This is a genomic window from Candidatus Woesearchaeota archaeon, assembly GCA_021734105.1.
Classification (GTDB): Archaea; Nanobdellota; Nanobdellia; order Woesearchaeales; family SKGA01; genus SKGA01.
In genome coordinates, this window is sequence record JAIPJP010000013.1 from 1 (window position 1) to 25,236 (window position 25,236).

A 25,236-nucleotide genomic window follows, 5' to 3' on the forward strand; every position below is an offset into this window, starting at 1 on the left:
CTTGGCCATATTTTTTATCGGCCATTTTTTCAAGTCCTGGAATCCCCGAATAATAAACAAGTAATAAAGCTATGAATGCTGGGCTAATGAATGCAATAAGAATATTAAATCCAGTTAATGCAGAAATGGCAAAGAGATAGACTCCTAACCAACAAAGAATTTCACCGTAATAATTAGGATGGCGAGAATATTTCCACAAACCAGTCGCAATCCATTTAGTTCTATTTTCAGGCTTATTTTTGAAAACAAATTTTTGATAATCGGCAATTGTTTCAATTAGAAAACCTTTAAGCCAAACAACAAATCCAATAATTGTTAATGCAGTAAGTTTTGTTTCTCCAACAGCGAAATATAATGCCGTTGGAATCATAATTATCCAGACGGTGGTACCTTGAAAGAGCCAAAAGCCAAAGAATCGAAAGAAATCTTCTCGAATACCGTCGAATCGTGCATCTCGAACCATTCGTTTAATTCGGCTATACATGTAAATTGCTAATCGAAACGACCATGCAGTAATCATAAGAAGCAGAATGAGTTTATGGGTAGTGTATTTGTTAAAGAAAAATAACAACAAACCTAATAAGAAAAACGTAGCAGCATAAGACATATCTGTTAATTTATCTGTTTTGTATGTAAAAGCTGGAATAAACAATACTATTTGAATAAGAATTGCAACAAACAAAGCTATGCCAATGATTGCCATACTAGCTTTTTTATTACTGCACCTTTTTAAATATTTCTTCTCTTATGACTCTCCTTAGAAGTGAAAACCTTTGATATTTGCTTGAGAAGAGTTTTTTGTATTTCTTTTTCTATTTTGATGAATTGCTGCCATATTTTGGAGTCTTTATAGATAACATGGCTCTTCACAATAGTGAAAAAGGTTACTTATGCAGAGCCGACTTCTGAAAAAGCTTTAAATATAACTTCTGTACTTACTTCCTATCTGATGGCAGATTATACGTATATAGCAACACAAGAAGGTCTTAAACAGGCATGTAAAATTTGGAGTGAAGAAGATACGCTTGCTATTGACCTTGAATGCGAGAATAATTTGCATCACTATGGCACGTTTATTTCTTTAATTCAACTCTCCACCCTTCGAGGACATTGGATAATTGATGTACTTACCTTAGAAACTATTGAACCTTTGAAAAAAATATTTGAAAATCCGAATATTCAAAAATTATTTCATGATGTGAGCTTTGATTTACGCATTCTTAATTTTCAATTTCAATGCAAACCAAAAAATGTTTTTGATACGCAAATTGCAGCAACGTTTCTTAATAAAAAAGATATTGGCTTAAAACATTTACTTGAAGAATATTTTCAAATTAAAAAAGAAAAAAAATATCAAATGGCTGATTGGACAAAAAGACCATTGAGTCCAGATATGCTTCTTTACGCGCTTCATGACACAGCCCATCTTATACATCTTAGAAATATTCTTCGAAAACAACTGCGAGCAAGTCATAAATATGAATGGTTCTGTGAAGAAATGGCACACATAGAATCTTTGGAAATGGAGCATAAAGAAAGTTCTTATCAAGATATTAAAGGTTATGTTTTTTTGAGTGATACGCAACGTTCTATTCTTAAAGTACTTTTTGAACTAAGAGAAAAATGTGCGCAAAAAGTAAATATGCCTAATTATTTTGTCATGAATAACAAAAAATTACTTGAGTTAGTTGAGCATTCTCCTCGGACACTTGGTGGTTGGGAGAAATTACAAGGCGTGCATCCTGTTGTACGTTCCCGAGCAAAATCCTTTTTTTTAGCTGTTGAAAAAGCAAAACAACTCAAGATTTCTTTGCTGCCAAATAATAATAAACGATTTACTCCTGATCAACGACGGGCACTTGCAAAGCTGCATCAAACAAGAGAATACATTGCAAATAAAGTAGATTTACAAAAACATTTAGTGATGAGTAAAGAACAAATGCAACAAATAATTATTTCAAATTCTCTTGAAGCTCTTCGGGATTGGCAGCAAAAATTAGTGAAGAAATACGATTCTCATATTGTTTGAGTGCTTGTTTATAATCTTTTGCAACGAAATGTTCTGTAATAAACCATTTATTAAATATGATTTCAGGAACGGTTCTTATGTTAGTTATCTCGTTGTATGCAGGTCCATAAAAATCGTTTACTGGAACTTCGGGATCGTTTTTGTTGTTTAAATGATATAATTCTTCTTTTATATACTGCATAAAGTTTTGTATTAGTTCATTTTTTACAAATAATTCTTCAGTAGGAATTATTTGAGGAAATTGATTTTCTAATTCGATGTCGTATACTGCGCCGAGGATTTTTTCTTCAAAAATGATTGGTTTATAACTTTCTTGATATGTGATGATTGAACTGAATGCGTTTTTTTTACTTACGCCTTTAGGTAGTGGAATTTCAATTGTTTTATTAATAACATATTCAGTTTTTGTTTCTAAATTTTCTATTTCTTTTGCTTTATTTGTAAGTGGTTGACTAAATTGTTTTGCGAAATCTTCAATATTAATATTTGATGGCATTCTAAGATTAAATGCGATAGCTGAAGGTATGCCTACATACATCTTTTTTTGCTCTTTTGATAGAAGAATAAAATTACTAATATCATCGTTTAATGAACGAAGGCGGTTCATATACTTCCAAAATCGTTTATCATCAAAACCCAGAGGTCTGGCATCCTGAGGATTAAATTGCTCCATATACGAGCAAAATGCTATTTTATTTAAAAAGAAATCCTTTTTGCACGCAGTATATTTATAAATGAATGCTGTTTAATTGTATATAATGACTCCTGAAGAGAAATATGAACTCATTACAAGAAACCTACAAGAAATTGTAGGTGAGGATAAACTACGAGAACTTTTGTTGCAACGAGATCTTAAAGTTTATTGGGGAACCGCCCCGACAGGAAAACCTCACGTCGGTTATTTTATACCTATGTTTAAAATTCGAGACCTCTTAAATGCAGGAAGCACAGTCATCATTCTGTTTGCAGATATTCATGCATTTCTTGATAATATGAAATCTTCTCTTGAGCAACTTGAGTATCGTACTACTTATTATGAATTTATTATTAAAGAAATACTTAAAAGTGTCGGGGCAGATATTTCAAAACTTACTTTTGTGAAAGGAAGTGATTTTCAGTTTGATAAAGACTACACGTTTGACATGTATAAACTAAGTTCGCTTACTAGCACGCGAGATGCAACTCGCGCAGGCGCAGAAGTTGTTAAGCAAATAGAAACGCCAAAACTTAGTGGATTATTGTATCCCATCCTACAAGCGCTAGATGAGATATATTTGAAAGTTGATGCACAGTTTGGCGGTCTTGATCAAAGAAAAATATTTATGTTTGCACGCGAATTCTTGCCGCAAATTGGTTACACGAAACAAATACATTTAATGAATCCTATGATTGGCGGGCTTTCTGCAGGTGGAAAAATGAGTAGCAGCGATTCAAATAGTAAAGTCGATATACTTGATGATGAAAAAATAGTTAAGAAGAAACTTAACAAAGCGTTTTGTGAAGCAGGCAATGTAAAGGATAATTTCTTTTTAGACTTTGCAAGACTGGTGATGTTCCCGCTCCTTAATGAAGCAAGTAAACCATTTGTCATTACTCGACCGGAAAAATTTGGTGGTCCTATTGAATATGGGAATTACAATGAGTTGCAGAGAGCTTTTGCTGAAGAAAAACTCCATCCTCTGGATTTGAAAATGGGCGTTGCAGAGTATATTAACACTCTTTTAGAGCCCATTAGACAAGCAGCAGAAAAGAATAATATTTTTGAATTAACAGCAAAAGCTTACGAGTAATGTTTTAGTTTATTATTTTTAGTTTTTATATTCAGCTTTTCTGGAGGCATAATGCTTAAAAACCTGCTTTAGTTTTATCTTTCTATGTTTATTAAGTCGCTCTCTTTGGAAAATATTCGCAGTTATGATAAGGGTAGAATAGATTTTTCTTCAGGTACCACGCTTCTTACAGGCGATATAGGGAGTGGGAAAACAACTGTTCTTTTAGCCCTTGAATTTGCACTCTTTGGTATTTTACGAGGAAAAACAAGCCCGCAAGAGCTTCTTTCTCATGATGCTAACGAAGGAAGTATTACGCTTCGCTGTGAAATACAAGGCAAAGATGTAATTATTACTCGAGGCTTAAAGCGCGGAAGTGCAGGGATTAACCAGACGCCTGGCGAGATAATTATTAATGGAATCAAAGAAATACTTGTTGCAACTGAACTTAAAGCGAAGATATTAACGCTTTTAGGGTATCCAGAAAGTTTGCTAGCTAAGTCAACTAATCTTTTTCGCTATACTGTTTACACCCCGCAAGAACAAGTAAAAGCCATATTGTTTGAAAGTAGTGATGAACGAAAAGATGTTGTAAGAAAAATTTTTGCACTAGATAAATATAAAATTGTACAAAACAATATTGCTTATTATCAAGCCTCGTTACGAGAACGTATGGAGCGACTTAAAGGACAAACTGATGATATAAAAACTCTTAAAGACCAACGCAATTCATACCAAAAACGAGAAGCGATGAGTATTCGTCAATTACCTTTTTTAGAAAAAGAAGTGCTTATAGCAACAACAAAGCTTAACGCCGCAAAGAAAATCTTAGAAACAGTACGCAAACAACAACAAGCAAAAGCAAAACTAGAATCGCAAGTTAAACTTGCAGAGCAACAAAAAAAATCTGCAGAAGAATTATTGCATCTATATGTGCAACAAAAAACAACTCTTTCTAAAAGTATTTCTGAATTTAAAGATGTCGAGAAAAAAGTCGATGCTCCGCAAGGAGAAAAACTCAAGGAAGTATTATTGCAACTTGCACATAAAAAATCTTTATTGTATCAAAAATATGGTGAAATAACTAGTAGTGATGCTGCAGCACAAGAACTCATGACAAAAGTCGGTACCCTTACTACTTGTCCCGTGTGTCGACAACAAGTAGGTAGTGATCACAAAGAGCATATCTTTAAAGAACAACAAACAATACTTGCAGCAAACAATAAGCGACGCGAAAAACTCAAATTATTAGAAACCCCTATTTTAACAAAAGAAAAAGAACTTTTAGATAAACAAGAACGCTATCAAAAAAATTTACGTGAAGAAGCTGTTCTTGAGCAAAAGAAAAAAGAAAACCAAAAAGCGCGAGAAGAACTTAAAACAATTGAAGAGTTTCTCATTCGTCAAGAAAAAGTGGTTACTACAAAAAAAACAGAATATGAAAAACTAGTGAAACTTCTTGCTCAAGAAAAAACTGTTTCTGATGCTAATGAAACCCGCGAGTTAGACCTCGCAGAAAAAGTTTTACGAGAAAAAACAGCAACTTTGCAAGATATAAAAGGTCAAGTGAAAATTATTGCTGAACAAATACAATTTCTTACCAAAGCGATTGCTCAAAAAGAAAAAATAGAACGTGAGCTTGAGAAATTAGGTCTTATCAAAAACTGGGTTATGGAATTATTCTTGCCATTAATTAAGACTATGGAGCAAAAAATACTCTTAAAAGTATATCAAGAATTTAATGCTTATTTTATTCAATGGTTTGATCAACTTTTAGCTGATGAAAGTTTACAAGTAAAACTAGATGAAGATTTCACTCCTGTTATTTCTCAACATGGATTTGACACCCACATAAATAATTTATCCGGGGGAGAAAAAACAAGTGTTGCGCTAGCGTATAGATTGGCTCTTAATAAAGTATTAAATGATTATTTTTCATCCATACACACAACAGGTCTTCTTATTTTAGATGAACCCACTGATGGATTTTCAGCAGAACAACTTGATAGGCTTCGAGATGTATTGGCAAGTGCAGGCGTAACGCAGCTTATTATTGTTAGTCATGAACAAAAATTAGAATCTTTAGCTCAACATATCATTCGAGTAGAGAAAACAAGCCAGCAGAGCAGAATTATACCCTTCTAGAGTTCATTTTTAGAAGTTCTTTCTTGTAAAATACTGTTTCAATACGAAATATTTATAAACTATCCCTGCGTGATAACAATTACGGAGGAGTGATGATGAGGGTTTCACGATTAGTATTATTAACAATCTTATTTGGGTTGCTGTTAACAACCATGGTTAGCGCGACATCAGTTCATGTACAGCCAACAAATCAAAGTTCAAATTATATTTTCTTTGATGAAACTGCATCTTATCAGTTAACTATAACAAATGATGCTGAAGAAGATAAAGTTTATTCCTGGAGTATTAATCCTGTTGAATGGATTATTGATGGAAAAAATAGTATGAAAGTGGATGCTGGTTCCTCTCGGACAATAGAACTTTTAGTCACTCCACGACCATCCAATTTTAGAGGCCCGGGATTATATGTGGTTCCTATTACGGTGCAAGATGCATTTGGTGGGAGTACGCAATCACAAATCAATATATATATAAAAAGTATTAATGAAAAAGTCTATTCTTATTTAGCTTCTGTTGCGTTAGGCGCAAGTATAAATGATCCTTTAGATCCTCGGGATGATGCTAATATTCAAATTCAAATAAGAAATAGGAACATTTTAGAAATAGAATCATTACACCTTATCATAGATGGTGAAACTTTTTACAAAGAAGAATTGTTATCTTTAGCAGCACTCGAAGAAAAAACGTTACGATATAAAATACCTCTTGATTTGCAAGTAAAGCCAGGAACCTATAATCTTAATGTACGATTAGTATATGAGAATAAAACAATTAGCGAAGTAAAAGAACTATATGATGTAGACCCTTACGCAACAATTGATAGAGATGTAACTTCTTCTAAAAAATTCTTTAAACTAATAAAAATATCTTCACTTACAAACAACGGAAACGTCCTTAAAGAAGTAAATACTGATATAGACTCAAATATTTTTAAACGGCTTTTTACCAGAATAGATATAGAAGCAAATACTGTTGAGAAGAATCCTGATCGATCATGGACGCTGATACTAGCGCCAAATGAAACTGCAGTAGTAACGGTGATTGAAAATTATCGGTCACTCTTTTACTTATTTGTTCTAGCAATCATTGTTTTAGGCAGTTATTTTACCATGCGAAGCCCGATAACTATGAAAAAACAAATTATTGTTACGGGAAAAGATGAGGAAGGTATAAGTGAGATGAAAGTAAGAATTTATCTAAAAAACAGAACAGATAAAGCATACTATAATCTTCGACTCCTTGATAAAGCACCCGCAATAGCGGATGTTCATGCGCCACACGGGCTGGGCGTTATGGCACCAAGTAAAATTGTGAAAACTGAGAAGAAAGGAACCATAATAAAATGGGACTTTGACACGCTAGATGCCTACGAAGAACGAATAGTCTCTTATACTCTTAAAGCAAAACTGAAAATTATAGGAAACTTGACGTTGCCGGCAGTGAAAGTAAAGTTTGAAAACGTGAAAGGAATAAGCAGAACCACGCAATCAGGCAAAGCAGTCATAGGTACGACGCAGTAAGCAACAGGGTTCTGGGAACTGCTAAACAGCGTTTAGGGAACTGAACGTCGGTCGGGCAGAGTCGTGATAGCGTTGTGCAGATGTTGTTTAGAAAGAGGTTATTATGATGGATACATTTCTGTTATTAATACAACAATCAAAAATGCGTGAATTATGGGATAATCCTTCAGATAATGCATTGTGGGGCTGATTCTGTTTAATTTTTTTCTTATATTTCTGGCAAAACCTTTATAAACAGAAGTCTAGTCTTAAAGGCAAAGAAACAGGGATTATTCTTCTTTTATTCCCCCCCTTAGCTCAGTTGGTAGAGCGCTCCGCTGTAGGTGTCGTAAGACGATAACCACTGCATTAATGTGGTACGGATGAACTACGATCAGCATAAACGGAGAGGTCGCTGGTTCAAGTCTGGCAGGGGGGATACTTTCTTTGGTGTAATTCTGGTGGTGTTCTAAGGATTTACATACAGATTTATAAATAAAAAAGGCAATTTTTTATTGGTGATCATATGTATCGTAAAGCAGTTTGCACATTAATTCAAAAAGAAGACCAATTTCTATTAGTTCATAAAACTGGAGATGAACAGAACGTTTGGTATGTTCCTAGTGGGGGAATTGAACCAGGAGAAACACGCGAAGAAGCAATTATTAGAGAACTATATGAAGAATTAGGAATTCTAAAAGAACATATTGTAATTAAAAAAGTATCTTCCATCAAGCAAAGATTTGAATGGGATGAAGAAACAGCTAAAAAAACAGGCTTCATTGGGCAAGAGCAGGAAATAATCTTTATCGAACTCAAAAAATATAAATTTAATTTAACTATCACGGACGAATTAGATGACTTCAAATGGGTTACTAAAAAAGAATTATTTACAGAAATTCCATATGAAAATTTTAAAGAAACACTAAACAAAGTATTTACTACTTAACGATAGTTAATTAGCGAAACATTTATATTTCCGTTACAAGAATATAACGCTTTCCCCAAATTCGTTATAACCCGAATCAGACCTTTTCTGGAATGAATCTTGGTTAAGGGAAACTTACAATCATTAAAACATAGGACAGATATATAGTTTTCGGTTGCCCTGTCAAGTGGACAAGTCCAAGAAAGAGACATGCAAAAAATTGTATGATCTTGAATCAGATTAAAATTGTTCACCTACAATAACTTCTTTTCTGACTTCAGTTTCTTCGGTCACTCGTCTGATCTTACGAGCCTGATACAATGCTCGATTTTGCATATAATTTTCTGATTCTTCTATTGCTATCCTATTTTGATTTTTGATATTTCTGGGATTGCCATTGCTGATGATCATAGACTCTTTGATAAGGGTCTTTAATTCAGCTATTTCATCCTTGAGTTGAGATATTTCGTAGGTTGCAGTCTCTTCTTTGACATTAAATACTTCATTGACAATAGATTGTTTGGCTGTTAATGAAGTTGTCAGATATCTTTCTGTGGATCGTAAATTCTTATGTCGACCACTTATCTGAGCCGCAAAAACTCCCCTCTGATCGCAGATTTTCTGCAGATAATAATGCCTAAGGGTATGGTAACTTAGGATGGATAATGCATGACCTGTGTTTGTCATTCCATATTTCATGTCAAGACCTGCAGTCTTTCTAGTTTTGATTAAGTGAGTTCTGATGGTAGAAGTATCCATGTGTTTCTCGTTGTATCGTTTACAACCTCTGATTTTTTGCTTCATTCTCCAGAAGAGATAATATTCTCCTTTGATTTCTTGCTTTTTTGCTTTGGATATGATTCTTGGATCGTGAATTAAGCTACCATATTCTGAATTTATGATAATTTGGGCTTTGTATTTTATTATGTGTTCTTTTAGTCTTTCAAGCATGAAATCAGGAATGATGATCTTTTCAAATCGAACCTTATTCTTTTGTTCGGGTAATGTGAGGGTTTTGGCTAAAAAGTCAATATCTTCTATTCTTACTTTGCATGTTTCAATACTTCTAAGACCTAAGTATGATGCACAATAATATATGTTCTCCCAAAAAGCGATATACTCAGGTTCTTCTACAAATGCAACTGCTTTAATGAATCTCTCGAATTGTTCATCTGTTATTGTTTTTTCTTTAGCTTCGTTTCGATGTCCGAACGGACCTCTTGAGTTTTTTGATTCCAAATTACATTACCCCCATTAATGTATTGATATGATGTAACAGAAATTGTACACCCTTATAAGGGAAATCTCCCTACTTGTCAAGTCAAGTCCAAATCGATTTAGCTTTGAAAACTGCTATTTGTTGAGGAGAAATTAACTGGATTATGTTAGTCAAGTCTAGTATGTATCTGCTATTATCACGCAGATATGACAGCGAAATATCCGCTAAAAATAGCTCATTTCATGACAAGATTTATATAGAAGGATAGTCTCTTAATGTATAGACATAACCATAATTTACGAGGACGATACAAATGCCTAATAAAACACAAATTAAAACAAGGACGATCATAGTAGAACCTGAAGATATAGAAATAAGACCTGTAAATAAATCAGGAAATGGAGCAGTAATACCATATCTAAAGAAACACATTGGAAAGGAGGTTTATGTGATCTTAAAAGAAAACTGCAAAACAAAATAATACTCATATAATTATGAGCGGGACTGAGACCCAACCGCAAAGCAGTGTCTCAATCCCTAGATAGAGTACCCGGAGGTAAACTACCATGAAAGGAAAAAAACAAAAGCAACCATATAAAGTTATCGATGCAGATACAAAAAAAGAACCTGCAGAGATTAAAACAGAGCCAAAGAAACAAAAAAGTACTGCAGAATCTCATAGAGAAATCTGCTACAATATTCTAAAAGAATTTGGCAAACCAATGCATTACAAAAAAGTAATGGAAGAAGTTCTAAAGATAGGAGAGTCAAAAGGACTCACACCACAAAACACAATCTTTGCCAGAATGTCAACTGACAAAAAGAATAGATTCAAAGTTATGGGTAAAGGAATGTTTTCTTTAACAGAGTGGGACAAAAAGACTCAAGAGGTGAAACCAAATGCCATCTGAAACTGGAGAAGTAACTGCTGTAAGCAGAAAAGGTCCTAAGTTTGGTTTTGTAATTGAAGATACCTGGTACAATGGATATGGTAAATGTGATCTTGAAAAAGGAGACACTGTAAAAGTAGAATATGACCCCAATGGGAAATTTAGAAACGTAAAATCCTTTGAAAAGATTAAATCTGCAGAGAAACCAAAACCAAGTCCAACACCTAAACCTAAAAGAGATGATATTCTAACAGAAGATATACATTTACAAGTATGCCTAAAAGCAACAGCCACAATACATGCTGGATCTAAAGCTACACCACAAGAAATAGCGACATACGCAAAGGAGCTTATGACTAAGTTATGGGCTTAATTTTTTCATTTATTATTTACAAGATAGCGTGAGCGCTGGAGAATAAAACTATGGCACAAGAAGCAAAACAAAAATCAATTACTGAAGCACAATTCAATATATTTATGCAAGCAGTAAGAGATGTGGAATCAAGGTATGATTCAGACTATGTTATGTTTTGGGAGAACATATATTACTGTGCTAGTGAACTAGGATTAAGAAGCATTGAGACTTGTAGCATAAAAGTTGATCACATAGATTTTGTTGAAAAAACTTTAATCCTCCCTGAACAAAAAAACAAAGAGAAAGGAGAAAAGATAATCATTCCTGACTTTATGATCGAGAGATTAAAGAATCATATCTTAACTTACAAACAGCAAATACTTCTTTCTGATAATTACATCTTTTGGAGGATGAAATACGGTCGCATGTCGAGGTGTGGAAGACCACCTAGTTCTGGAAGGTATTCATACACTGGTGAAAAACATCTTAGTCCTGGAACAATTAGATCAAGAACTATAAGGTTCAGAAAAGCAGCTGGGCTTGATCACAAATATAGCACATCTGCAACAGGACATAAACTATCGGTTCTAAGTTATCATACATTAAGACATTATTATCTGCAGAAGATCTGTGATTCAAGAGGTGTATTCGCCGCACAAATCTGTGGAAGGCATAAGAATCTTAGGTCAACTGAACGATATATCAAAACAAGCATGAAAGCAAAACGAGACATAGTCAATAGCGTATTTAATTCGACAGAAGAAAAGCACAACAAAGAGATTAGTAGTCTTAAAGATCAAATTGCAGAACTCACAAACCTAGTGAAGATTGTAATCACACCACAATCAGAAGCAAGCACTAAACCAAAAGAAAACATTGCAGAAGAAGAAGCCATAGCAATGATGCAAAATCAGATCTTTATGAAACACAATGTAAAGAAAATGGTTGACTAAAATATTATGAAGAAAAAAACAAGAACCGATAATGGGGATGATAAACAATGAAATTGGAAGCTGAAGAATTACAAAACGATAAACAAGATAGTATCGAAATTAGTCGAACTGCAAGAGGCAGTTATACTTGGAAAATCAAAAGGTACTATGACAAAAGTCAAACAAACGCTGATGATGTAATGAATCATATTGAGATGATAGACAAGAAACTCAAAGAAAAATTTGGAGATGATAAAAATGGATAAAAAAATATGGAAATGTCCTCGATGTCATAACCACACACAAGGTTACGGGGCAACAAGTAGGCGAGATAATAAAACTATGATTTGTAGTTGTTGTGGAACTGAAGAAGCTATCTTTGATTTTAGCGTAGCCGAATCAAAACGAAAGGGGGAGATAATTCCTACTGAAACAATCCAAAGAGAAAGATCTTGGTTAGAGGTTTAAAATGGGAGATTACATAAAATCTATTGTCAAACAAGTAAAGGACTTGTTAAAAGTAAAATCTACAGAACATGATGAGGACTTAGAAGTCATCTTTGATAAAATATACACTGATGGGTTTCAAGATGGGAGTAACGACCAAGAAAATCAGAACAACAAAAGGATTTTACTTTCAAGAAAACCTGAATCATTAAAAGAAGTTTATGGTAAAACAACAGGGAAGATTACTCCTGCAGAATTATCTGAAATGATGAATCAAGAGAAAGAAATTGGAGAACAATCATTTAAGGATTGGAATGAAATGCAAGAGTTTAACTTCTCAGAATATAGATTGTGGAAAGTATTACTTAAAACAGAAGATGAATTTATTTTAGTTGATACGCAAGGATATGATTATCCGAGATATGTGGGAATCTTAGAACGTGAAAGTGATACTTTGTCTCCAGAAGCAAAGATTGAATCTTACAAAGAATACTTTATTGTTATGATGAATGATCTAAGTAAAGATGAATTAGCCGATATGTTATGGGATCTTAAATCTTATTCTGAAAAAAGAAAAGAAGCCACCGAGTATAGTAGGACTTTAGATTGGTGATTATAATGAACAAAGAATTATTTATTAAAGAATTAAACTCTAGAGCAGATCAATTAGAGAAAGGAAAACAATTTGATCCTGCAGGTGGTCAATTAAAGTCAGATGCAACCGATTTTAGATATGTTGCACAGTTGATCAAAGAAGATAGACTTGAGAAAGCAAAAAGAATAATTCATGATCTTGATACTGCATCAAGAGATGCTTTACCTGAAGATGTTTGGTCTTGGGCAAATGAATAAGGTTAGACTTGACAGACATGACAAGTAGACCTACAATATTTAAATGACTCTATGAGATTATATTAAGATGGAAGATATTGCAGAATAAACTCTATGTATTTTGTCAAGTGCAGAATCAATGATTTGGCGTTCTATCCTCGTCAAATCTTACTTCTTCTAGTTTAATCCTCTTGGACTTGACAAGTTATCAAAGAATTTATATATTTCTTAGGCTCTTTTATCTACACCGAGGCTTTAAAAAGCAGGTAAGATGAATGTTTGGGATAAACTTCCAAAAAAGTTATCCCAATTTGATAATCAAATTTATACATTCTTCTTTCTCTAAAGCTTCAGGTAGTTGGAATGCTATAAAATAGCAGGATTAAGTTAAACAGAAAAATGACACTGTTCAAGGATATGCTAACTGCTGATGAATGTGTTTTCAAAAACATTCATGTTCTTGATTTCGACTATCAGCCGAAGCTAATAAGATATAGAGAAAATCATCAGTTCGCAATAGCTAACTGTATAAAACCTCTCTTCAAAAATCAGAAAGGAGAGAATGTTTTAGTTTACGGTTCTTCAGGTATTGGGAAAACCCTTGCATGTAAAAATATCATTAAAGAGCTTGAAGAAGAAACAGACTCTATCACACCAATTTATGTTAATTGCTGGCAACACAATACTACTTACAAAATTGCCTTATATATTTGTGAGCAATTAAATTATCCATTTACTAACAACAAGAAGGGAGTTGAACTATTCAAAGAGATAGCAGATAGGATTAACAAATCAAGTGCAGTATTTGTCTTCGATGAAATTGATAAAGCTGAAGATCTAGATTTTCTTTACACAATCACTGAACACATTTTAAGATACAGCATCATATTAATAACTAACCACAAAGGGAAATTATTATCATCAATAGATAACAGAATTAGATCAAGATTATTTCTTGAATGTGTAGAATTTAAAAAATACAATTTAGAAGAAACAAGAGGAATTCTTAAGGAAAGAGTTGATCATGCTTTTTGTAAAGGATGTTTTGAAAATGATTCATTCGCATTTGCAGTTGATCAAACTTATGATCGTGGAGATATAAGAAGTGGTTTGTTGATTCTATTGAAAGCTGGAAAATATGCTGACAATCTTTCATCTAAATATGTTAAACTTGATCATGTAAAGAAGATCTTGGATAAGATTGACAAGTATGCGATTAAAGGAAGCTCTGACCTAGATGAACCTACAAGAAACATACTAGATCTTGTAAAAAAGAAGAACGGAGAAACCATCCCTGCACTCTTTAAAGCATATCAAGAGGTTAATGGTGATCTAGGCTACAGGAGCTTCTATAGGCGTATAAAAGCTCTAGAATTAAACAAATACATTGCCGTAACCAAAGTCTTTGGAGGCAAGAAAGGGAACACTTCTAAGGTAGAGTACTTATCATTGTAAATTTATGTAACCTTTATTACAAGTAATAATTATTACTTTGAAGATGACAACATTTATATATGTAATCTTTATTACAAGTAATAATATGGTATCTAAAACTAAATCTCCACAAAATTCTAATGGGCTTAAAACAATATCATTCAGGGGAGATAAAAGTAAATGGATTGATCTCCAATATACTATCAAGAAAAATGGACATAGAAATGTGTGGGAAGTTTTAGAACCAATAATAGATGATTATCTAAAAAAACACTCTAACGGAGAAGTCCAAAAATGAGCGAGGAACTAAATCTTAAAACATTAAAAAAGAATTTTACTAATTGGGAATTTAAAATTCTTGGGGCTACTACAATTAAACAACTGAAAGAAAATAATTTAATAGAAAAAAGAACATATAAAGGTGTTGAAAATAAAAAACCAGATTGTTTGATTTTAGAAAATAAAAAAGTTATAGCTCTAATTGAAGGTAAGACACCTAAAGAATTTAGAACAGAAAAGTTAAGACAAAAAGCAATCAATCAAGAATTAGTAGTTGCTAAATCTTTGAAAACAAAATTATTAATTGCTACAGACACTATAAACACAGTATGGTGCAATGTATTAAGAAAAGGAGAATTAATAAAAGACGAGAAAGGAAATGCATTAAATCAGAATTTTAAAGATTTGGACTCTAATGAGTTGGAACAATTAATAATAAAGATTAATGATTCAATAGATGAAACTACTTCTCAAATTAAACCTAAGAAGGAAAGAGATCCTACTGACTTGGCAAAATCTATATGGCAAGATATTTGGTCTGTTAGTGGTGCAACGCCTGAGAATTGTCTTTATACTTTTGTCGAGTTATTTATTTTCAAGTATTTAAGCGATTTAGATATTTTGGAAGATCCTGAAGATTTTAAGTCTTTACTTAAACTTTATAGTAAAAGAAATGATTCATATGTTTTAGAATATTATGCAAATAATATTCGTCCTAAAATAAAGTATGAATTGTTTCCTATGAATAAAAAAGATGGAACTACAATCATAAATGGTACAATCTTTGTAAGTAAAGATGAAAAGGCAGTTGAGGGATACGCGACAGTCTTTAAAAAAATACTTTATAAATTTGAAGGATATGGTAAACTAGAAAATGTTTCTTATGATTTTAAGAGTAAATTATTTGAAAGTTTTCTAAAAGAGAGTATCAGTAAGAAAAATTGGGGTCAATTTTTTACACCATTAAAGGTAGTAAAAGCAGTTTCTAAAATGTTTGACATAGAGAATTATTATGATAAAACAATCTGTGATCCTGCGTGCGGTGTTGGTAAATTCTTGCTTGAGCCAATTTTGAAGAACTTAGATGATTTTTATAAAGTAAAAAACAATAAATTAGAATCACACATTAATATAAGGGGATTTGATAAAGGTTTCGATACAGAAGAACAAAAAACCATTATTCTTGCTAAAGCAAATATGCTAATTTATTTTTCTGATCTAATTAAAAGAAATCCAAAGATTACAACACAATTTTCTAAGTTATTTAATGATTCTTTTGAACTTAAAACAAATTCAATACTTGGAACATTAAGATATCCAGTTAAAGAAGAATTTGACCTAATTTTAACTAATCCGCCTTATGTCACGAGTGGTAGTTCAAATTTAAAAGATGAGATCAATAAAGATAATGAATTAAAACAGTATTATAGTGTTAATGCTCTTGGTGTTGAAGGTTTATTCATGGAATGGGTTGTAAGATCATTGAAAAAAGGAGGGAAAGCTTTTATCGTAATCCCTGATGGTATCTTAAATAGAATAAATGATAAAAAGATGAGGCAATTTATTTTAAATGAATGTTTTATTGATGCCATAATTTCTTTACCTAAAAAAACATTTTTTACAACAATTAAAAAAACATATATTCTTGCAATCACAAAAAAAAGAAATTCTTCTGATAAACAAAATCATCCAGTATTTTCATATCTTGTAAGTGAGATTGGGGAAACATTAGATGTAAATCGTTTTGATATTGTAGAGAATGATTTAGAGGAAGCAGTTAAACTATTTAATCAATTCAAGAATATCAAATCAGATTTCAAAACAAAAGATCCAAGATGCAAAATATTCCCGATTAAGAAGTTCTATGATGATGTTGATAAATTTTGGTCTGTAGATCGATGGTGGTCATTCGAAGAGAAAGTTAAACTAGGAATTGAGGAAGAAGAAAAGGAAGTTGATGTTGAAGGGTTTTTAGAATTAGTTGATACAATCTCTGAAAAAATGGATGAATATAAACAACAAATATCCCTACTGAAATAAAATGGCATCTTACAAAGAAACTACCTTAAATGATAAGAATTATTTTAAAATGTTTCTTGGAAAGAGAGTTCTTAGAAAAGATATATTTCAATCGAATAAAGACATCCCTGTAATCAGTGCTAATGTTTTTCAATCAATGGGTTTTACAGATAAAACAATCATTAAGAATTTTGATAAAGAATTTATTATATGGGGGATAGATGGCAATTTTGATTTTAATCATATAAAAAAAGGTATTAAATTCATGCCTACCGATCACTGTGGTTGTTTAGAAATTATTGAAGATAAGATTTTACCAGAATATATATTATATCAATTGGAGGAAAACAAAAAAAAGTATGGATTTGATAGAACTTTAAGATCATCTTTGAAAAACATGTCTAAATTTAAAATTAAGATTCCTCTTAAAAAAAATAACGAGATTGATGTTTCTAAACAAAAAGAAATAATTGAAAAATACAACTTAATCAAAGAAATTAAGAAAGAATTGGTTTCAAAAATTGAAGAAATCCAAAGTCTCAAAGTAAATTTTATCACAGATAATAAGTATAAAATATTAAAAATTAGTGATATCTTTGATTTATCCATCACCACAAACAGAAGTTTTTTTACTAAAGATTTTATTAATAAAAATAAAGGAACAATCCCTGTTTATAGTGCATCAAAAGATAAAGACTCTGTTGATTATGGGTATGTGAAAGATAATCTAAAAGATATTAAATATTTTGAAGACTGTTTAACTTGGAATATTGATGGATCTGTTGAGAAACCTCATTTTAGACAAGGAAGATTTTCGTTATCTGAAAAAGTAATACCTTTAATAATTTATGAAAAATATAAAGAACTATTATCAATTGATTTTCTAAAATATGAAATAGAAAAAGAATTTTCAAAGAAAAAATTTGGTTTTGGTCATAAAGCAGGTAAGGGAAGAATCAAAGACATAGAAATTAAGATTCCTGTTGATAAAGATAAACATTTGGATTTTAAAAAACAAAAAGATATTGCTAATAAGATTTCTAAGCTTAGTAAAATAAAAAACAGCATTGTTGATGACATAAATAAGTTAATCGAAGTCAATATTGATTTAAAATAATCTTTTATTTCTTCTTCTTATATAATAAGACATCGTGTCTGCTGAAATAATATAAAGAAAAAAATACTCATTTCTATTTATGAAAATATTTTCCTTTGGTGAAACATTATGAGCAAAATAAATGAGGAAACTAGGAATAGAATCAAAGAGCAGATCATAAAATGCATTACGTATAATCCTAAGTCTGCTCGAGAGATAGCTATGAGCATCAATAGAAGCTGGAATCTAACAAGCAAACTTCTAACAGAAATTGAAGAAGAATATAGCAATGTAAAATCCACAAAAGTGGGGACGATAAAAGCCTATGCAATCAAATAACTCATGTCATTACTGTAAGAAACCAATGAATCAAACAGTTGAGAATCCAGGCCTATTAATTGGTCATGGTGATCAACAATTACGCTTTCATAAACAATGTCTGCCAAAATGGCAGAGAGAAAGGAGGAATACAAATGGAACAAATTGAAAAAATTAATGGATTAGAAAAAACAATAGTTGAAGTAAAGACATCATTCATGGAATTCAAGTCTGATGTTACAAAAACTCTTTCAGAATTGAAAGACTTGATTGCTTCAAAAGACCATGAAATCAAAACTCTTCAGGGAAAGATTGAAGTTTTAGAAAAGAACTTCTCAGAAGAAGATGCAGTAAATGAAGAAGTACAGCCAAGTACTGAAGAATCAACACCTGCAGAACCTGAAACAACTTCTGAAGTAAAGGTAACAACAGAGACATCTGAAGAGGATCAGGAAAAAGAAAATGAACCTACTGCTTGAGATTCTCCTTGTTGCATTACTCATTAAGACAATGGGTCTTAGTGCAGTAATAATTTGGACACTATATGTAGTGTCTAAGATACTTGGACAACTCTACATAATGTGGGAAGAAGGATTAAAACAAGTCTTTCTTATCCATTACAAAAAGAAAACAAAGAAGAGGTAAAAATAATGTTAAAAAAACTCGGTGAAAGTTTGAATGCATTTTATTATCATTATTTTATTTACAAAAATGATAGATTTCCTGAAGATGAAGAATTTAATTCACTTATAGAAACTTCAAAGAAAACACATTCTCTTATTACAAATTTCGTTCCGAAAAATAGAGATTTTAATGAAATGTTTTCTGATGGGAATTGCTATTTAAAAAATGTTGAGTTTATGACTACAATGGTTCATTCAGCGAATATGCTTCCTTCTGAACTTGCTGGAATTCACAAAAGATCAATCAAGTTTTTACCTTATATGTTAATGTCAAAATCATTTCAAATAGACAGTAAAATTTTGAATTTATTAATGCTAACTAAATCTTCAGTAAATAATCCTAGACTTCCTTTTCTAAGTGTTTTTCTTGATACTTCAATAAAAATAGATAATGTTCAAATTCAAGGAATTTGTTTTAGAGAAATAGGGCATATAGGCGATAATTTTGATATTGAATGTCATTATTTTGGATGGAATTATGAATCAAATTTTATTATAAATGATTGGTTTATATTAAAATCAAATAAATCAGATTACAAAAAACCTTTACTTGAAAGAAAAATTAGAAAACAACTAAGGATTTTATTAAAGAATTTTCTTAATTTTCTTAATGACCCCTCTGTTTCATACACAGAAATAAAACCTACTGAAGAACAAAATATTAAACGAGTTAAAAAAGGAAAAGCACCATTACCAATAAGAGCAGTAATTAAGATAAGCGATACGTTGAAAAAATATATTAATTCTATTGATCCAACATTGAATGATGTAGCTTATTCTCATCGTTTTTGGGTTAGAGGTCATTTTAGAACTCTTAAAGCAGAAAGATATGGAGTTAATGCTGGGAAAAAGATTTGGATTCTTCCTCATATTAAAGGTAAAGGGATACTTGTTGAGAAAGAATATACTCTTAATCAATCAAAAAATGAATCTGTTGTGGAGGTTATTGCATAATGGATCAACAAATGAAAGTATCGTCTAAGGGAGGACTCGTTGTTAGTCTAAAGGAACTTATCGATATGAAACGAATTGGCATGAAGTACAAAGTCAATCATAGAACTAAAGATATTATCGCATTTAGAAATTTCTTAAATCATGAAATCAACCAAAGAATAGGAGGAAGAACTCATGGCAAAAACAAAAAAGAAAACTACCAAAAAGAGAACACTTCAAAGAATTAAAAGCCCCCACAAGATAGAAGTTAAATTTACTCTGTGGCAAAAGATAAAGAGATTCTTTGGATTAATGTAATCAAGGTTATACATATGAAATCAAAAAGACGAGACAAAAAGGGAAGATTCAGTGATCGAAAACATCTAAGCAAAGAAAAACATGAGAGAGACTATGTAAAAAGAGTTGCTCGAACATGGGAAGAAAAATTAGATTATTCTGATGCAACTGAAAAGATAGAGATCAAAGCAGGTCAATTAAGAAGACTTTGTGAATACATACTGCATGGTTGATATAATGGAATATTTAATCCCTGCATTGCCAATTCTAGGTATGTATGTTTATTTTAAGTTTATTCTAAAGTAGATTTTTTTGGATAAAAGATCCAAACTCCTGTGTGTTTGTGAACATTTTCTCCAAACATACAGTTATCAGTTCTAGCAAGGCAGAATGGATTGTCAGTATCTTTATTTTCATAATTCCACAGCTTTTCACTACCTGTACAACCACCTTTATACTCCCCTATCCAAACAATACATTTTACTGAATGATACTTTAGAACGTCAATTGCATAATCATATCCCAGCTCTTCCCAGCTGATTAAAACTATTTCAGGATTATGCTTTTCTAGAGCTTCTTTATGGCTTAGTTTCTCAACACTTTTAGGATGATTTATGTCCTCTCTACTGTGATTATCTGTTGGAATGATATCTATTCCCTTTTGCTGTAGAAAGTGGCTTAGAAGCCCATCTCCTGCCCCTATTTCGATGATCTTATTAGCACCTATGTCTTTAATCGATTTAGCTAAAAAGTCCATAAATTCTTTAGAATAAAACTGGAAAATAGCGAGTTCTTTACAACCCATGAAAATGGAAGCTCCGCCTAGGTCACTTGCCCTGAAAATATTACTAATTATCCAGCTATATGATGGAAGTTTGCCCTTAATTAAGAAATCATTCCAGTATTTGAAGAGATTAAGATAGGCGCTAGATTCTCCATTGCTTACAGGTTGAGGCATATCTGAATCTTTGATTACTTCTTTCATCCTTACAGCCATTTCATCAAATAAATTCAGATGCTTTTTATCTGGCTCTTTTCTTTCCATCAAGTCTCCCATATTGAATCATCAGAACAATAAACATTTAATAAATATTCTGTTTCAGCGCTTAAAGAAATTAAATATAATAGAGACAAATAAAGAAATAACTGTTGTGATCACTCCAATGATCCCTAGCACCTTTCCAAACATTTTATCATGCTCTTTTTTGTGTTCATTAATATCATCAGAAACAGCTTTGATTTTTTCAGAGTAACCTTTAGTATTCACTTTTAGATCGGTAATATTATCATTGATCTTAGATATATCTAACTTCATCTCTTTTTGACTATCTTTTATATTAGCAACATCGTTGATCAGCACCCCGATCTTTCCATACATCTGGGTGATCATCTCGCCATGTTTGCCATTAAGCTTCGGAGACGCCATCTTCTTCCTTAGTCTCCTCTACAATCTCTTTTTTCTTTTCCTTTACTTTTTTGGTTGCCAAGGAAGAAAGTTTTTTGTTGATGTTATCTGAAAGATATTGATACGCAGATCTCAAGATGCTCTTTACTTCTTCAAGATTCTGTTCTCGAATAGCACTAGATAATGTATTGTCACCCACATAACTCGCTTCTAATGCTACTTTGGCATTAATTGTATGTGTGAACTTACCTGCTTCATTTCTCACGCTAAAATTAAATAAAAGTGGTAGCGAAGAGTCATCCTCTTCCTGCACTTCCTTAAGTACTTTATTCAATATGATTATTTGGTCTTTTGAATTCATATGATCACCTTCCATCTCTTTTTAGATTCTTAATTGTGTTAGGATGCATCAACACAACATCCTCTGGAATAAATGGCAAAGGAATAACTTTCTTTCTTTTCACAAAGAATCTCCCTTGATCATGCATCCCTTCTTCTTCAGCTCGTTTAGTAACATAACCTAATGCACTTGTGATTGCTTTTTGTAGCAATTGGTAATATGTCAATACTGCCATATCATTAAACAATGCTCTAAGAGATTTCTCAGAATCCTTAGGATGTTCTTTGAATACTTCTAAATTATGTATTTGATTCATATCTCCCAAATACATAATTTCGTCAACATTAAAGTTAGCAGTAAACTTTGCTCCAATTCCTTCGTCAGGTAAATCATATTTTATTGAAACATGATCTGCTAATCCCGGAAATCTTTCTGACATTACCTTGTTAATCTGATCCATTAATGATTTCATAAGATCCAATTGATCTTGAGTCCATTGACCTTGTATAACCATTTCTTCATCAAACTTAATTTCTTCATTCATTTTTCCCTCACTATGCTCCGATCAACTCATCATATCTATCAATCATAGATTGACATTGGATTTCCTCAGGAGACCCAAGAACATACTCTGATTTTTGAGCCATGAGTCTAGCTTTTGCTTGAATCATTTGTGCTTTTGACTGTCTTTTTCTATAAATCCTCATCTTTAGACCACCTCATTATCTACGAATACACCATATTCGTGGAATTGTGCAAGAATATTTTTAGTTCCATCAGGCGTAAAATGAAACCTTAACTTAAACTGATCTATTGGTTGAAGTTCAACAGGAATCACATGATAAGTATCAACACTCAAATTAGTTAGACCTGTTATAGGAGTTCCTAAGTTATCCAGCACATCAACCTTAATCATGGACAATAGATCTGAAGTCCCTCTCCCAGCAACTTTTGCAGTAATATACAACCCTTTAACATTTTCAAAGTTGAAAGTTTTTGTTGTCATATCAAATCCTGTCTGCTCCCTTCCAGTTAATGCATTAGAATAGTCTGCAATGTAAAAAGCATCATTTGTAGTGTCCCAAAACGCTAATGATGTTTTACCCACTGCACTCACTCCTCTTCTACCTGCAAAAGATCCAGCTGCAACTACTTCTCCAGGAATACCTTTTCCACCTTCAAGTTTGTACGTTTTATCACCGTATCCATAAAAAGCAGTGTCACTACCATACGCTACCGCATAAGAGACATAAGGAAGTCCATTAGTTTGAGTTGACTCTACAGATGACTCCATAACTAGTCCTCTATCAAGAGGATTATCTCCTAGGTTATAATTCTCCCACCAGTCATCGTTAGTACCTGCTTCAATATATAAACAACGCAAATGATATTCAGCATCCCTATAACACATCCAAATTCTATCTTTCTGATTACATATCACTGTTTGATTATACCAAAAAGGCCTCCCAAATGTGTTAGTATGATTTCCTTGAGTATATCCTCCTTGATAGGTTATATCAAGATCACCATTTGTTTTTTTTACAATTCTCCACCTATATGCATAAATCCTGTAGTTGCCAGATACATTATACCATGACAGTTGATACAAGTACTGATTATCTGGAATATATGCCCACAAATAAGGATAATAATTTGTGTCTTGCATATTACCTACAAAAACAGAATTCCAATTTTTATCATACATAACAGGCACATTATGATGACCCCAATCAGTGTAACGTCTCCCACTATGATAAATCAGAAATGATTTTAGATTTACATCATACTGAAACTGATGAACAGCATACCAATCATGATAAGGACCGTTTGTTTCTTCTGCCTGAATAGTTCTCACAACATTTCCATCTTCATCTATAGCCAAAATAATTACTTGACTTGAATAGTACCCAATACGAATGGATGAGACATACACAGGAACATACAAATAATCCTCGTCATGAGTCCAATCTTTAGGATGAGCACACCATTGAGTACTATTCTGTTTGTAGTAACTAAATTCTCTTGAGCCGTTTGGATTGGTATCATTAGGATCTAGTTGCCAATCATCAGTCCAAATATTTGCAAATATTTTTTCACCAGTTACAGGATTAATTGATGCAATCCCCCAACCAATCTCGTTATAAACAGAAGTGCTATGCATCCAAGTCCACACTTTCCCCCTCCAATAGTAAGCTCGTGTTCTCCATGTGGCTTCTGCCCACCCAGTACCACCCATTCCTGAAATGTCAGGCAAACCACTTACATTGATTTGCCCTCTAGGTGCATCTAATGCTTCATAATAACCATGCATGTTTTCTCCTTCATTCACTGTTTCAACAGTATTGTTGAGACCATCTCTATCCCAGAACTTTTCAACAACCATATTGCTAAATGGAATCTCACTAGGAAGATTGAGAAGTGCGTTTTGTTCAATATCTGTTAATGCCAATTGTACTATTTCATTCTTTATTGTCGTTAATTCGTTTTTAGTTTTATCAGCATTAACTGCAAAAGTATTTGGTACTCTTGTATCAAAAATTTGTCCAGCAGTTATTTGAGTTGATCCAGCAGGAACTGTTATGATAGCAAGACAACATCTATCTGCTGGAAGATCAGGTGGTTCAACAGGGTTCTGACTTTGAGGAGTTCCTGTAATTAACTCTATTTTGCCATCTTCCCCCATAGTAATAATGTCTTTTCTTTCGTCGTTAGGATCTGCTTCTACAATATCAATGAGCGTATCAAAAGAAACCTCATCAATATAGAACTCATGTGTTCCAGTACTCCATTGTAAACCATCGAATTCAAAAATTAATGCTTGGAATTTATTCTTTTGAACATCTGTCGGAGGTAAATCTATTTCTATTTTATTCCATTGTCCTGCCGTAACGTCTTGTGGAAGAACCTCTGCTAAAATGAATTCATTGTCGTTGTTTTTGTACTTAATGTATAATTTATCTTCGAGATTGGCGACAGGGTAGAAATGGAAAATTAATTTATTTCTGTACTTAAAATCAATAACATTATACAGTTTTTGAACTCTGTTTGCAAATTGAGTAGATCCATCATGATTCCAGCTTAACTTCAATGATTTTGTACCACTCTGAACTATTGAGTTTTCTTCACTTGTTGTTGTGTCATCTCCTGATTCCCATTCAGTTATGCCATTTTCGAAATTATCTTGGAGACTGGTCAACCATGTTCGTCTAATGTCGTTGATCCAAATATTACCTCCATTAGGTACATGTAAAGTCATGTCTTGATATGTTAGAACTTTCATACTATCATCAGAACTCACGCCAAAGACTCTAAATCCTCTGTTGATATTTTCAACTGCTGGAGCCCATGCAATTTCATTGTTTTTTATTTCATATGCCATAGTAACACC

Annotated in this window: 31 protein-coding genes and 1 tRNA gene; 24 read left to right on the forward strand and 8 right to left on the reverse strand. The window is 32.5% G+C overall.

Going from position 1 to position 25,236, the window contains the following annotated elements:
- The coding region (locus K9M74_03155) for a DUF1295 domain-containing protein (protein ID MCF7798876.1) at positions 1–703 on the reverse strand (703 nt) is incomplete at its 3' end.
- A 246-nt stretch (positions 704–949) separates the two neighbouring features.
- Between K9M74_03155 and K9M74_03160 the strand changes: the two genes are divergently transcribed.
- Entirely contained in the window at positions 950–2,029 is a 1,080-nt protein-coding gene (locus K9M74_03160; protein ID MCF7798877.1) for a ribonuclease D, read from the forward strand.
- Here the strand turns inward: K9M74_03160 and K9M74_03165 are convergent.
- Positions 1,953–2,702 carry a hypothetical protein gene (locus K9M74_03165; protein MCF7798878.1) on the reverse strand — a complete coding sequence of 250 codons (750 nt, stop codon included), beginning with the start codon at positions 2,700–2,702 and terminating at the stop codon, positions 1,953–1,955. The two genes, K9M74_03160 and K9M74_03165, sit on opposite strands and share 77 nt — an antisense overlap.
- 85 nt (positions 2,703–2,787) lie before the next feature.
- Between K9M74_03165 and K9M74_03170 the strand changes: the two genes are divergently transcribed.
- From K9M74_03170 to K9M74_03190, 5 genes are all read left to right on the forward strand, one after another.
- Positions 2,788–3,819 (forward strand): tyrosine--tRNA ligase, encoded by a 1,032-nt coding sequence (locus tag K9M74_03170; GenBank protein ID MCF7798879.1) that lies wholly within the window; start codon positions 2,788–2,790, stop codon positions 3,817–3,819.
- 84 nt (positions 3,820–3,903) lie between these two features.
- Positions 3,904–5,943: an SMC family ATPase gene (locus K9M74_03175; protein MCF7798880.1), complete on the forward strand. Its 2,040-nt coding sequence runs from the start codon at positions 3,904–3,906 to the stop codon at positions 5,941–5,943.
- Between the two features lie 92 nt (positions 5,944–6,035).
- Positions 6,036–7,463, forward strand: a complete 1,428-nt coding sequence (locus tag K9M74_03180; protein ID MCF7798881.1) for a hypothetical protein — start codon at positions 6,036–6,038, stop codon at positions 7,461–7,463.
- 286 nt (positions 7,464–7,749) lie between these two features.
- Positions 7,750–7,881: transfer RNA gene (locus tag K9M74_03185), tRNA-Tyr, on the forward strand.
- Between the two features lie 87 nt (positions 7,882–7,968).
- Positions 7,969–8,391, forward strand: coding sequence for an NUDIX hydrolase (locus tag K9M74_03190; protein ID MCF7798882.1), 423 nt, complete (start codon positions 7,969–7,971; stop codon positions 8,389–8,391).
- A 219-nt stretch (positions 8,392–8,610) separates the two neighbouring features.
- Here K9M74_03190 and K9M74_03195 read toward each other — a convergent pair whose 3' ends face one another.
- Positions 8,611–9,609 carry a tyrosine-type recombinase/integrase gene (locus tag K9M74_03195; protein ID MCF7798883.1) on the reverse strand — a complete coding sequence of 333 codons (999 nt, stop codon included), beginning with the start codon at positions 9,607–9,609 and terminating at the stop codon, positions 8,611–8,613.
- A 293-nt stretch (positions 9,610–9,902) separates the two neighbouring features.
- Between K9M74_03195 and K9M74_03200 the strand changes: the two genes are divergently transcribed.
- The 18 genes from K9M74_03200 to K9M74_03285 all read left to right on the forward strand — a co-directional run bounded on the left by K9M74_03200 (position 9,903) and on the right by K9M74_03285 (position 20,336).
- A complete protein-coding gene (locus tag K9M74_03200) occupies positions 9,903–10,070 on the forward strand; it encodes a hypothetical protein (protein ID MCF7798884.1) in 168 nt (55 codons plus the stop codon).
- Between the two features lie 85 nt (positions 10,071–10,155).
- The gene (locus K9M74_03205) at positions 10,156–10,500 is read left to right on the forward strand and encodes a winged helix-turn-helix domain-containing protein (GenBank protein MCF7798885.1); all 345 of its coding nucleotides are present in this window, start codon (positions 10,156–10,158) and stop codon (positions 10,498–10,500) included.
- Positions 10,490–10,852: a hypothetical protein gene (locus tag K9M74_03210; protein ID MCF7798886.1), complete on the forward strand. Its 363-nt coding sequence runs from the start codon at positions 10,490–10,492 to the stop codon at positions 10,850–10,852. The genes K9M74_03205 and K9M74_03210 overlap by 11 nt, the downstream gene beginning before the upstream one ends.
- 50 nt (positions 10,853–10,902) lie before the next feature.
- Entirely contained in the window at positions 10,903–11,787 is an 885-nt protein-coding gene (locus K9M74_03215; protein ID MCF7798887.1) for a site-specific integrase, read from the forward strand.
- Between the two features lie 47 nt (positions 11,788–11,834).
- Positions 11,835–12,032, forward strand: a complete 198-nt coding sequence (locus K9M74_03220) for a hypothetical protein (GenBank protein ID MCF7798888.1) — start codon at positions 11,835–11,837, stop codon at positions 12,030–12,032.
- Positions 12,025–12,234: a hypothetical protein gene (locus K9M74_03225; GenBank protein MCF7798889.1), complete on the forward strand. Its 210-nt coding sequence runs from the start codon at positions 12,025–12,027 to the stop codon at positions 12,232–12,234. Before K9M74_03220 ends, K9M74_03225 begins: the two co-directional genes overlap by 8 nt.
- A 1-nt stretch (position 12,235) precedes the next feature.
- Positions 12,236–12,826, forward strand: coding sequence for a hypothetical protein (locus K9M74_03230; protein MCF7798890.1), 591 nt, complete (start codon positions 12,236–12,238; stop codon positions 12,824–12,826).
- A gap of 5 nt (positions 12,827–12,831) precedes the next feature.
- Positions 12,832–13,065: a hypothetical protein gene (locus tag K9M74_03235; protein ID MCF7798891.1), complete on the forward strand. Its 234-nt coding sequence runs from the start codon at positions 12,832–12,834 to the stop codon at positions 13,063–13,065.
- Between the two features lie 378 nt (positions 13,066–13,443).
- The gene (locus tag K9M74_03240; protein ID MCF7798892.1) at positions 13,444–14,499 is read left to right on the forward strand and encodes an AAA family ATPase; all 1,056 of its coding nucleotides are present in this window, start codon (positions 13,444–13,446) and stop codon (positions 14,497–14,499) included.
- 85 nt (positions 14,500–14,584) lie between these two features.
- Entirely contained in the window at positions 14,585–14,776 is a 192-nt protein-coding gene (locus tag K9M74_03245) for a hypothetical protein (GenBank protein MCF7798893.1), read from the forward strand.
- The gene (locus K9M74_03250; protein ID MCF7798894.1) at positions 14,773–16,797 is read left to right on the forward strand and encodes an SAM-dependent methyltransferase; all 2,025 of its coding nucleotides are present in this window, start codon (positions 14,773–14,775) and stop codon (positions 16,795–16,797) included. Before K9M74_03245 ends, K9M74_03250 begins: the two co-directional genes overlap by 4 nt.
- Position 16,798: 1 nt before the next feature.
- On the forward strand, positions 16,799–17,893 hold the full coding sequence (locus K9M74_03255; protein ID MCF7798895.1) for a restriction endonuclease subunit S: 1,095 nt from the start codon (positions 16,799–16,801) through the stop codon (positions 17,891–17,893).
- A 108-nt stretch (positions 17,894–18,001) separates the two neighbouring features.
- Positions 18,002–18,211 (forward strand): hypothetical protein, encoded by a 210-nt coding sequence (locus K9M74_03260; protein MCF7798896.1) that lies wholly within the window; start codon positions 18,002–18,004, stop codon positions 18,209–18,211.
- Between the two features lie 134 nt (positions 18,212–18,345).
- A complete protein-coding gene (locus K9M74_03265) occupies positions 18,346–18,669 on the forward strand; it encodes a hypothetical protein (GenBank protein MCF7798897.1) in 324 nt (107 codons plus the stop codon).
- A complete protein-coding gene (locus K9M74_03270) occupies positions 18,653–18,835 on the forward strand; it encodes a hypothetical protein (GenBank protein ID MCF7798898.1) in 183 nt (60 codons plus the stop codon). The genes K9M74_03265 and K9M74_03270 overlap by 17 nt, the downstream gene beginning before the upstream one ends.
- Before the next feature lie 5 nt (positions 18,836–18,840).
- Positions 18,841–19,827, forward strand: coding sequence for a hypothetical protein (locus K9M74_03275; GenBank protein ID MCF7798899.1), 987 nt, complete (start codon positions 18,841–18,843; stop codon positions 19,825–19,827).
- A complete protein-coding gene (locus K9M74_03280) occupies positions 19,827–20,054 on the forward strand; it encodes a hypothetical protein (protein MCF7798900.1) in 228 nt (75 codons plus the stop codon). The genes K9M74_03275 and K9M74_03280 overlap by 1 nt, the downstream gene beginning before the upstream one ends.
- Positions 20,055–20,138: 84 nt before the next feature.
- Positions 20,139–20,336, forward strand: coding sequence for a hypothetical protein (locus K9M74_03285; GenBank protein ID MCF7798901.1), 198 nt, complete (start codon positions 20,139–20,141; stop codon positions 20,334–20,336).
- Positions 20,337–20,395: 59 nt separating this feature from the next.
- Here K9M74_03285 and K9M74_03290 read toward each other — a convergent pair whose 3' ends face one another.
- The 5 genes from K9M74_03290 to K9M74_03310 form a co-directional block, all read right to left on the reverse strand.
- Positions 20,396–21,160 carry a hypothetical protein gene (locus tag K9M74_03290; protein ID MCF7798902.1) on the reverse strand — a complete coding sequence of 255 codons (765 nt, stop codon included), beginning with the start codon at positions 21,158–21,160 and terminating at the stop codon, positions 20,396–20,398.
- Positions 21,161–21,202: 42 nt separating this feature from the next.
- A complete protein-coding gene (locus K9M74_03295) occupies positions 21,203–21,529 on the reverse strand; it encodes a hypothetical protein (GenBank protein MCF7798903.1) in 327 nt (108 codons plus the stop codon).
- Positions 21,510–21,869 carry a hypothetical protein gene (locus tag K9M74_03300; protein ID MCF7798904.1) on the reverse strand — a complete coding sequence of 120 codons (360 nt, stop codon included), beginning with the start codon at positions 21,867–21,869 and terminating at the stop codon, positions 21,510–21,512. The genes K9M74_03295 and K9M74_03300 overlap by 20 nt, the downstream gene beginning before the upstream one ends.
- 4 nt (positions 21,870–21,873) lie before the next feature.
- Positions 21,874–22,392: a hypothetical protein gene (locus K9M74_03305; GenBank protein ID MCF7798905.1), complete on the reverse strand. Its 519-nt coding sequence runs from the start codon at positions 22,390–22,392 to the stop codon at positions 21,874–21,876.
- A gap of 165 nt (positions 22,393–22,557) precedes the next feature.
- Positions 22,558–25,227 carry a hypothetical protein gene (locus K9M74_03310; GenBank protein ID MCF7798906.1) on the reverse strand — a complete coding sequence of 890 codons (2,670 nt, stop codon included), beginning with the start codon at positions 25,225–25,227 and terminating at the stop codon, positions 22,558–22,560.
- Positions 25,228–25,236: the final 9 nt, after the last annotated feature.